This is a genomic window from Duganella sp. 1224 (assembly GCF_013408245.1).
In the GTDB taxonomy this organism is placed as follows: domain Bacteria; phylum Pseudomonadota; class Gammaproteobacteria; order Burkholderiales; family Burkholderiaceae_D; genus Rugamonas.
The window spans coordinates 1-9,440 of record NZ_JACBYS010000016.1 but is presented as its reverse complement, the minus strand read 5'-3'; the positions used below and the strand labels follow the sequence as shown (position 1 = coordinate 9,440).

The window sequence follows — 9,440 nt, the reverse complement described above, 5'->3', positions numbered from 1 at the left end:
ACGACTCTACGCCGATGATAGTGCTGCAACCAGTGTGAAAGTAGGTTATCGTCAAGCTAGTTATTTAGAAAAAGCCCGTTCAGGTAAAGCCTGAGTGGGCTTTTTTGCGTTTACCCTGCACCCCGCGCACGATTGAGCATGCTTATTAAATAAGTCTGGCTCAGGTGTAAGATAGCGGCTCCGATGGTAAATCACTAATCTTTCATGCTTGACCTGGCCCCGCTTTCCACTCTGCGTTCCAGCCTTGAGGCGCTGTTGGCGGGCTTTACCCAAGCGAGCCGCCTGCTGCGCTTGAGCACGCCGCTGGGCACGGATACCTTGCTGGCCGAGGTGGCGCGGGTGGAAGAGGGGCTCAGCCGCGGCTTCGTGCTGCGCGTCGAGGCCTTGTCCACCGATGCCGCCATTCCGCTCAAATCGCTGCTGGGCCAGCCGGTATTGCTGGAGTTGCTGACGACCGCGGAGGCGCGCCGGCCATTTCACGGCTACGTCACCAGCGCGCAACTGAGCGGCGCCAACGGCGGCTTCGCGCGCTACCAGCTGACCGTGGAGCCGTGGACCGCCTTCCTGGGCATGGGCCGCGACAGCCGGGTTTTCCAGGACATGTCAGTGCTCGATATCATCGACGCCGTCTGTGCCAGCTACCAGGGACAAGGCAAGCTGGCGCCGTCGCTGCGCTTCGAGGTGCGTGACCGGGCCGCCTATCCGCTGCGCAGCCTGACCACCCAGTATCAGGAAAGCGACCTCGCCTTCATCACCCGCCTGATGGAGGACGAGGGCCTGTTCTATTTCTTCGAGCACAGCGGTGATCCCGACAGCCCCTCGCTGGGCAGCCATACGCTGGTGATCGCCGACCACAACGGCGCCTTCAGCGTCAACCAGCAAGCCACCATCCGCTTTACCCAACCTGGCGCCGTGATGCGCGAAGACAGCATGGACCGCTGGCGTACCGAGCTGCGGATGCAAACCAGCGGCGTGGCCTTGCGCAGCTGGGATTACCGCACGCTGAGCATGCGGCGCGTGAGCGCGTCCGGCGAAGGCGGCGGCCTGGTGGATGATGACGTCCCCGGCGCCTATGCCTACACCAGCCGTGAGCACGGCCAGCGCCTGGCCGACCGGCGCGCCGAGGCGTGGCAGGCCAGCCGCGAAATCCACGTCGGCGCCGGCACTGTCCGCACGCTGGCGCCGGGCACCAGCTTCACGCTGACCGGCCAAAGCCAGCTGGACGCCGCCGACGATGCGCAGGCGCGCCAGTTCGTGGTGATCCGCGCGGTGCACCTGATGCACAACAATCTCAGCGCCCAGTTGCAGAGCGGCCTGGTGCAGCTGCTGGGACAGGGTCTGCTGAACGCCGCGCTAGGCGAGGAGCTGGACACCAGCCTGCACGCGGCCGGCCAGCACATCGCCGAGCGCCCGATCTATCGCAACCGCATCGACGCTTGCCGCCTGAGCACGCCGTATCGCAGCCTGCCGAGCGTGGCGCGGCCGCAGATTCTTGGCCAGCAAAGCGCGGTTGTGGTGGGGCCGCCCGGCGCCGTCGTGCATACCGACCGCGACCATCGCATCAAGGTGCAATTCCACTGGCAGCGCGGCAGCGACAGCCACAGCCGTCTCAACCACCCCTACGCCGACACCCACAGCGGCGCGCCGGCCGACGACCGCGCTGGCACCTGGGTGCGCGTGGCCACGCCGCTGGCGCCGGTGGCCGGCGCCAACTGGGGCAGCAACGCCGTGCCGCGCGTGGGCCAGGAGGTGCTGATCGACTTTATCGAGGGCGATATCGACCGCCCGGTGGTGATCGGCGCCCTCTACAACGGCAAGGGCGCCGATGATGGCCAGCACAACCAGGTGGCGCAGGGCGCCGGCGCCGCCAGCGGCAATGCCAGCGCCTGGTTTGCCGGCGTGGCCGGCGCCCATGCCCACCCGGCCGTGTTGTCGGGCCTGAAGTCGCAGGCGCTGGTGACCAGCGCGCAGGGCACGGGCAGCTACCGCCAACTGGTGTTCGATGACACGCCGGGCGCGGCGCGGGTGGCGCTGCAGCATCACGACACGCCGCACAGCGGCAGCGCTGAACTGAATCTCGGCCATTTGCAGCATCAGACCGACAATCAGCGCCTGCAGGGCGTCGGCTTCGGCGCGGAATTGAAGACGGCGCACGGGCTGGCGATGCGTGCCGGCCAGGGCATGCTGCTGAGCAGCGATGCGCGCAACGGCGCCAGCGGCGCCCAGCTGGACGCCGGCAGTGCCGGCCAGCAGGTGGCCGCCAGCCAGGAATTGCAACAGCGCTGGGCCGAACTGGCGCAGAAGCAGAACGCCCGTCTGCCGCAAGAGGGCGAAGCGGACAAGTTGCCGGCCATCACCGCCATGGCGCACAGCGCCGAAGTGCTGGGCCGCAGCGCCAGCGGCAGCGACCAGCCCGGCGACACCGGCGGCATGGGCAGCGCGCCGGCCTACCGCGAGCCGCATCTGCAATTGTCCAGCCCGGCGGGGATCGCCGCCACCACGCCAGCCAGCGCGGTGCTGGCGGCGCAGGGCACCAGCAGCCTGGCGGCCGGGCAGGACGTGAATCTGGCGGCGCAGGGCAGCAGCCTGCAAACGGTGGCCGGCGGCATCGGCCTGTTCACCTACGGCAAGGCCAGCGCCGCCGACAAGCCCAACCAGGAAACCGGCATCCGCCTGCACGCGGCCAGCGGCCGTGTCAGTAGCCAGAGCCAGGCCGGTCCCGCCTCGCTGACCGCCGATAAAAGCGTGACCGTGGCCAGCGTCAGCGCGGCGGTGACGGTGGCCGCGAAGCAGCACGTGCTGCTGACCGCGCAGGGCGCGTGGATCAAGCTGGAGGGCGGCAACATCGAGGTGCACGGCCCCGGCGTGATGAGCTTCAAGGCCAGCAGCAAGGAGCTGACCGGGCCGAAGGGCGCGTCGGTGTCGCTGCCGCGCCTGCCGAACGGCGAACTGAGCCTGGACCAGGCGCAGCGCCATGCGTACGCGGCGCAATACCAGGTGCTGCGCGACAGCCAGCGCGTGGCGCAGCAGCCCTATGTGATGAAGCTGCCCGACGGCACGCTGCAGTACGGCGAGACGGACGCGCGCGGCAAGACCATCAAGGTCGGCACGGCGGCGCCGGCGCCGGTGGAGCTGACCTTGCTGAACAAGGACAGCTGGGATCAGGAGAATGTCAACGTCTGGCACCAGGAAATGGATCGCCATTGGGATTGAGCGCGGCGCGCTTCATGTGAGGAGAAATTGGAAATGAGTATCAAGCAGACCGGCGGCAAATGGTTGTTGGCCGCCACCGCCCTGGTGCACCTGGGTTGCAGCGCCGGCGACCCGGCGCCATGGCGGGAACAGATGACCTGCGGCGGCACCCAGTATGTGATCGAGTCGCCGTGCAAGGCCAGCAAGGACCCGGAGTCGCTCAATGTGTGCGGCGCGCAGACGCTGACCGTCAGCCGCGACGGCCAGACGCGCCGCGCCACGCTGCCCGAGCTGAACAAGGTCAGCGCCAAGTCGATCGTCGACACCGGCGGCAAGATCAGCCGCCTGTTCGTCACCCAGTGGGGCTGCGCGCGCGGCGACCAGGGCGACGTGGCGGTGCTGTATTACTCGATCGGCGGCGGCTCGGCGCCCTACGCCGAGGCTTACACCATCTACGACGAGCGCGGCGTGGCCATCGAGGATGAGAACAGCGCCAAGTACGAGAAGGCGCTGGTCAACAGCGAGGGCCACCTGAAAAAAGTGCGCTCCATCATGCCGCGCTAACGGCCGGGAGCGAGCGTGTCCACCATCTACGAGATCCTGCGCGCGTCCAAGGGCGCGGCCTACAGCGAAGACCAGATCAAGAAATACTCGTATCTGCATCTGCATCCGAAGATCGACAAGCCGGCCGGCGCGCTGGCCGGGCGCTCGCGCATCCATGGCGATGCCGCGCCCGAGGTGCAGGACCGCATCATCGACATGCTGGTGGAGATCGGCGCGCGCTACAAGCTGCCGTACCGCGACATCGCCCACCTGCTGTTGTTCTGCAAGATCGAGTCCGGCTTCAATCCGGATGCGGCCGCCGGCACCACCTCGGCCGCCGGGCTGGGCCAGTACACCAAGGCCACGGTGGAGGAGGCGGCCAAGCCGGAGGTGTCGAAGAAGCGCCTCGGTTTCGTGCTGGAGCTGGACGGCCATGTGTTCGACGCCGAGCGCGGCGCCTATGGCATCGTGCTGTCGTACATGATCGCCAAGGAGCGCGCGATCAAGTATTTCGGCAAGGGCTACGAGAGCAAGGCCTATCTGTTCCACCACGAGGGCTGGTATTTCCGCGCCACCGACGACAACATGGACGACGAGCGGCCCAAGGCGGTGCTGAAGATCATCCAGAACAAGATCCTGCCCTACCTCGATCCGCTGGAAAAGCTGCTGGCGGCCAAGACCGACCTCAAGTTCAAGCTGCTGACCAAGGATGACAAGCCGTACGCCGGCCAGCCCTACGCGGCGGTGATTCCGGCCAAGCAGGGCGGCAAGGCGCCGGGCGCGGTGCAGGGCAGCAAGGCGGCGCCCACGGTGGTGCTGGGTAAGACGGACGGCAATGGCATGACGCAGGCGGTCAGCACGCCCGGTTTGTCCGAGATCCTGTTCGTGATCCTCAATCCGCAGTACCAGGACCTGCTGCACATCGCCGGCAACAGCGTGGAGGAAGTCCACGTGGTCGAGAAGAACGAAACCTTGTCGCGCATCGCCAAGGACCACGGCACCACGGTGGCCGAGCTGCAACGCATCAACCACATCGCCAATCCCAACCAGCTGCGCGAGGGCCAGGAGCTGCGCCTGTTCGATGGCGAGTATCTGTGGCGGCGGCCGCCGATGGACCTGATCGGCCTGCACCTGGGGCGCAAGCTGAACATGAATCCGGCGGCGGCGCCGGCCATCGTCGAGCACAAGCGCAGCCACATCGCGCTGCCCACCGGGAACCAGGCGCAGCAGCACGGTGGCGATACCGGCGTGGTGGCCATCCGCGGCGGCGCCACGGCGGCCGAGGTGGCGCAGCGCAAGCAGACCGAGAAGGTGCCGCACAAGACGGTCGAGGAAAAGATCAAGAAGCAGGTGCCGACGCCGCCGCCGGCCAGGGGACCGGCGCTGCGCGAGGGGCTGCTGTTCCCGCTGGCAAAACGGCCGGCGGACGACTACCATAAGGGCGCGTTGCGCTTCAATTCCAGCCGCGGCGCGCGGCGCCATGCCGGCTGCGACCTGTACGCGCCGGTCGGCACCGAGGTGCGCGCCATGGCGGACGGCGTTATTGTCCAGTGTTATTCGTTCTACTGGCATACCGACGCGGTGGAGGTCGACCATGGCGGCTTCATCGTGCGGTATGGCGAGGTGGCGCCGCGCAGCGCCAGAGAGCAGCTGGCGATGAAGGGCAAGGAGGTCAAGCGGGGCGACGTGATCGGCAAGGTCGGCCAGCTGATCAAGCCGAATGGCAGCCGCCACAAGGACACCATGCTGCATCTGGAAATGTACAGCAGCGACCTGTCGCCGCTGAAGAAGTCGCTGACCGACAAGGCGCGCGGCCCGTTCCAGCGCCGCAGCGATTTGATAGACCCGACCGGCACGCTGGATAAATGCGTGCTGGAGTAGACAACGAGTAGACGATGAAAAAATATTATGCGGGCTGGCTGCTGTGCCTGGCCGTGAGCGCTTGTGTCCAGGCCCAGGAATCGACGCCGCTGCAGCAGGTGATCAAGGTGATCGCCTCGCCCAAGGTGTACGGCGTCACCGGCGCCCAGTTGATGCGGCAACTGGCGCCGTCCTGCAAGCCCAGCACGCTGGACCAGCGCACCCAGTACAAGCGCGGCAACGTCGAGTGCGTGGCGGCGGTGGGCGCCGACGTGTTCAGCGTCAGCCCCGAGGATGGCAAGGTGACGCTGGTCCAGGCCACGTTTGCCGGCGCCGCCCATTGCGACGCGTTCAAGCAGGCGCTGATCAACAACTTCGGCAAGCCCAGCAAGTCGAGCGGCGCCTGCGCGCTGAGCTGGCGGCTGGCGCCGGCCAGCAAGGGCGGACCGGCCCGTCAGGTTGAGCTGGAAGGCTCGGCCGCCGACGACAAGGTCTACCTGACGCTGGGCGAGGAGCAGGGCCCTTAAAGCCGCGCGGCCGGCTGCACGCTCAGCAGGCGGCGCACCGCGTGCGCTTCCTCGCTCGGGCTGCGGCCGAAGTAGCGTTTGAATTCCCGGCTGAACTGCGACGGGCTTTCATAGCCCACCTGCGCCGACGCCGCCTGCGCGGTCATGTCGTTGCGCGCCATCAGCAGCCGCGCCTGCAGCAGGCGCGCCGACTTCAGGTACTGGATCGGCGAGCAATGCGTGACCGACTTGAAATGCACGTGGAAGGCCGGCACGCTCATATTGGCCTCCGCCGCCAGCATGCCGACATCGATGTCGGCCGCGTAATCGGCGTGGATGCGGCGCAGCGCCTTGGCGATGCGGCCGAACTGCCCCTGGCTGGTCAGCGCCGCGCGCATCGCCGCGCCCTGTTCGCCGATCAGCGCGCGGTAGCAGATCTCGCGCACCAGCCCCGGCCCCAGCACCTTGGCCTCCAGCGGCGAGTTCAGCGCTTCCATCAGGCGCAGCACGGTGTCGCGCAGGCGCTCGTCCATGCGCGTTACCATCATGCCCTTGGGCATGGCCGGCACCTCGGTGTCGCTCTGGTCGATGGCGAACATCAGGTCGGCCAGCGTGGTGCGGTCGACGCGGATCGAGATGCCGAGAAACGGATTTTCCTCCGAGGCCTCGGTGGTGGCGGTAAACGGCATCGGCACCGCCACCACCAGGTAGTGGTCGGCGTCGAACTGCATCACCTCGTTGCCGAAGTAGGTGCGCTTGCGGCCCTGCAGGGCGATGGCGATGCACGGGTCATACATCACCGGCGACTTGGTCGAGCTTTGCGTCGAGCGCGTCAGGCGGACGTCGTCCACCAGGGTTTCGGTATAGCCATCGGTGCGCGCCAACTGGTTGTGCAGGGCGATCATGCGGTCCACGGGGCAACTCCTGTTGAATGCGGTAAGGAATAGGAATGATCCATGATTCCCGTGTCCACCGCTACCGTTGCCAGCGTGATCGATAGGATTAGGCAAGAACTGCATAGTCATGTGCATTCGCAGCATGACCATTCGTCCGTAAGATGCATGCCTGTGTTAATGGCCAGGGGAGGATGCATCATGACGGAAACTCATCGCAAGGTTATTTTGATTGCCGGCGCCAGCCGGGGATGCGGTCCCGCCACAGCCCGTCAACTGGCCGGCGAGGGCCACCACGTGGTGCTGGGCGCGCGCCGCTCGGCCAAGCTGCATGCGCTGGTGACGGAAATCCGCCAGGCCGGCGGCTCGGCCGAATGGTTTGCGCTGGACGTCAACCAGCCGGACGAGATGCGCGAATTCCTGGCGTTCGCCGAGGATGTGCACAAGCGCGTGGACGTGGTGATCAACGCGGCTTGAACAGGATCTGAATCATGCTGTCCGCCGTGGCCTGCAACTGCTCCGGGCCATGGTAGATACGCTCCATCACCACATTGCCGCGCGTGAAGGTCACCAGCAGACGCGCGGCATCCTTTGGCGACAGCGCCAGCCGCGCGCGCGCGTCCGGCTGCGATAGCCGCTCTTCCAGCACGTCCGCCAAGCCCTCCAGCATGCCGCGCAGGGCGTTGCGCACCGGCTCGTCCATGGCGGTTTCGTCGGTGGCGATCTTGGTGGTCAGGCAGCCGCGCGTGCGCGAGGATGGCGTGTCGTCCAGCGGCGGCACCGGCTCGGACATCGAGCTGATCACATACGCAAAGTAGGCGCGCAGCGCCGCTTCCGGGTCGTCCAGCCGCATGTGCTGGCGCACCATCTCCAGGTAGTGGCGCTGGTAGCGCGCGAATGCCAGCAGGAAGATGTTCTGCTTGTCGCCATAGGCGTGATACAGCGAGCCGCGCTGGACGCCGGTGGCTTTCGCCAGGTCCGGCATCGAGGTGGCGCCATAGCCCTGGCGCCAGAACACGTGCATCGCCTTGTCCAGCGCTTGGTCTTCGTTGAATTGTTTTATGCCTGCCATGGACGCAATTATCGCCATGTTTGACATCGGCGTCAAGTTTGACTATGCTGTCAAACATTGATTCCGCTCGTGAGGATTTTCATGAATACCGTAGAAGACCGGGGCGCCACCGCGCGCGCCATATTTGCCGGGCTGTGTGCCAGCCTGGTGGGCATCGGCCTGGCGCGCTTTGCCTATACGCCGCTGATTCCGCCGATGATCGAGGCGCACTGGTTTGCCGCCAAGGACGTGATCTATCTCGGCGCCGCCAACCTGGTCGGTTATCTGGTCGGCGCCTTGCTGGGCCGGCCGCTGGCGCGCCGCTTTGGCGCGCGCGTCACGCTGCGCGCCATGATGCTGCTGGCGTCGGCCGCGTTTTTCGCCTGCGCGTTTCCGCTGTCGGTGAGGTGGTTCTTCGGCTGGCGGCTGATGTCGGGCGTTTCCGGCGGCATCATCATGGTGCTGGCGGCGATGACCGTGCTGCCGCACGTGCCGGCCCATCGCAAGGGCATGGCCAGCGGCGCCATCTTCCTCGGCATCGGCCTGGGCATCGCGGCGTCGGGCACGCTGGTGCCGCTGCTGCTGGATATGGGCATGCGCGAAACATGGCTGGGACTAGGCGTGCTGTCGCTGGCGCTGAGCTTGGCGAGCTGGGCCTGCTGGCCGCACGCGGTGCATACCCATGTGCCGGTCGGCGAGCCGGGCGCGGCGGCGCAGGCGGCGGTGCGCTTTGATCTGCATCTGCTGTATCTGCAGTATGCGCTGATGGCGGTGGGGCTGGTGCCGATGATGGTGTTCCTGGTCGATTACGTGGCGCGCGGCCTCGGCTGGGGGACGCACACGGCGGCGCTGTTCTGGATTGTGTATGGCGTGGGCGCGATCATCGGGCCGATGGCGTATGGCGCGTTGTCCGACCGGGTGGGCCCGGCGCTGACCAGCCATCTGGCCATCTGGCTGCAGGTCGGCGCGGTCGCGCTGATGATGCTGTCCACCAATCACATGGCGCTGCTGGCGGCGACGCTGGTAATCGGCTCGTTCCCGCCGGGCATCGTGCCGATCACATTGGGCCGCGTGCAGCGCATCCTGGAAGGGGACGCCCACGCGCAGAATATGGCGTGGAGCAAGGCCACCACCGTGTTTGCCTTGTTTCAGGCGCTGGCCGGCTATACCTACTCCTACGTGTTCGCACACAGCGGCGGCAACCACCGCCTGCTGATGGGGATAGGCGCCGGCGCGCTGGTAATCGCGCTGTTGGCGGATGGCGTGAAAAAAGCGCTTGCCAAACCGGCCGCCGCCTTGCTATGATTCTGTCCCTCGCGAAACGACGCAGACGCTGCAAAGCGAAACGAAGAAAAGCGAGGGCTTGACGAGATGTACGAAACACTTCATAATCTC

Annotated in this window: 8 protein-coding genes; 6 read left to right on the top strand and 2 right to left on the bottom strand. The window is 66.6% G+C overall.

Annotated features, from left to right (window positions below):
• Positions 1 to 255 precede the first annotated feature (255 nt).
• From FHW58_RS27260 to FHW58_RS27245, 4 genes are read left to right on the top strand one after another with little or no spacing between them, the layout of a single operon-like run.
• Positions 256 to 3,213, top strand: coding sequence for a type VI secretion system tip protein TssI/VgrG (locus FHW58_RS27260; RefSeq protein ID WP_308937287.1), 2,958 nt, complete (start codon positions 256 to 258; stop codon positions 3,211 to 3,213).
• A 33-nt stretch (positions 3,214 to 3,246) separates the two neighbouring features.
• The gene (locus FHW58_RS27255) at positions 3,247 to 3,756 is read left to right on the top strand and encodes a hypothetical protein (protein WP_179676335.1); all 510 of its coding nucleotides are present in this window, start codon (positions 3,247 to 3,249) and stop codon (positions 3,754 to 3,756) included.
• A 15-nt stretch (positions 3,757 to 3,771) separates the two neighbouring features.
• A complete protein-coding gene (locus FHW58_RS27865; protein ID WP_179676334.1) occupies positions 3,772 to 5,616 on the top strand; it encodes a M23 family metallopeptidase in 1,845 nt (614 codons plus the stop codon).
• Between the two features lie 14 nt (positions 5,617 to 5,630).
• Positions 5,631 to 6,122 carry a hypothetical protein gene (locus FHW58_RS27245; RefSeq protein ID WP_179676333.1) on the top strand — a complete coding sequence of 164 codons (492 nt, stop codon included), beginning with the start codon at positions 5,631 to 5,633 and terminating at the stop codon, positions 6,120 to 6,122.
• On the opposite strand, the gene FHW58_RS27240 is transcribed toward FHW58_RS27245, so the two are convergent.
• Positions 6,119 to 7,006 carry an AraC family transcriptional regulator gene (locus FHW58_RS27240; RefSeq protein ID WP_179676337.1) on the bottom strand — a complete coding sequence of 296 codons (888 nt, stop codon included), beginning with the start codon at positions 7,004 to 7,006 and terminating at the stop codon, positions 6,119 to 6,121. The genes FHW58_RS27245 and FHW58_RS27240 overlap by 4 nt on opposite strands.
• A 189-nt stretch (positions 7,007 to 7,195) precedes the next feature.
• Here FHW58_RS27240 and FHW58_RS27235 point away from each other — a divergent pair, with 189 nt between their 5' ends.
• Entirely contained in the window at positions 7,196 to 7,471 is a 276-nt protein-coding gene (locus tag FHW58_RS27235; protein ID WP_179676332.1) for an SDR family oxidoreductase, read from the top strand.
• On the opposite strand, the gene FHW58_RS27230 is transcribed toward FHW58_RS27235, so the two are convergent.
• Entirely contained in the window at positions 7,458 to 8,066 is a 609-nt protein-coding gene (locus FHW58_RS27230; RefSeq protein WP_179676331.1) for a TetR/AcrR family transcriptional regulator, read from the bottom strand. The genes FHW58_RS27235 and FHW58_RS27230 overlap by 14 nt on opposite strands.
• 81 nt (positions 8,067 to 8,147) lie before the next feature.
• On the opposite strand from FHW58_RS27230, the gene FHW58_RS27225 reads away from it, so the two are divergent.
• The gene (locus FHW58_RS27225; protein ID WP_179676330.1) at positions 8,148 to 9,350 is read left to right on the top strand and encodes a YbfB/YjiJ family MFS transporter; all 1,203 of its coding nucleotides are present in this window, start codon (positions 8,148 to 8,150) and stop codon (positions 9,348 to 9,350) included.
• Positions 9,351 to 9,440: the final 90 nt, after the last annotated feature.

Bases quoted from the DNA above. Each gene is read 5' to 3' on its own strand.
- FHW58_RS27230 (WP_179676331.1), bottom strand. From the start codon at position 8,066: ATGGCAGGCATAAAACAATTCAACGAAGACCAAGCGCTGGACAAGGCG.
- FHW58_RS27245 (WP_179676333.1), top strand. From the start codon at position 5,631: ATGAAAAAATATTATGCGGGCTGGCTGCTGTGCCTGGCCGTGAGCGCT.
- FHW58_RS27255 (WP_179676335.1), top strand. From the start codon at position 3,247: ATGAGTATCAAGCAGACCGGCGGCAAATGGTTGTTGGCCGCCACCGCC.
- FHW58_RS27235 (WP_179676332.1), top strand. From the start codon at position 7,196: ATGACGGAAACTCATCGCAAGGTTATTTTGATTGCCGGCGCCAGCCGG.
- FHW58_RS27225 (WP_179676330.1), top strand. From the start codon at position 8,148: ATGAATACCGTAGAAGACCGGGGCGCCACCGCGCGCGCCATATTTGCC.
- FHW58_RS27240 (WP_179676337.1), bottom strand. From the start codon at position 7,006: ATGATCGCCCTGCACAACCAGTTGGCGCGCACCGATGGCTATACCGAA.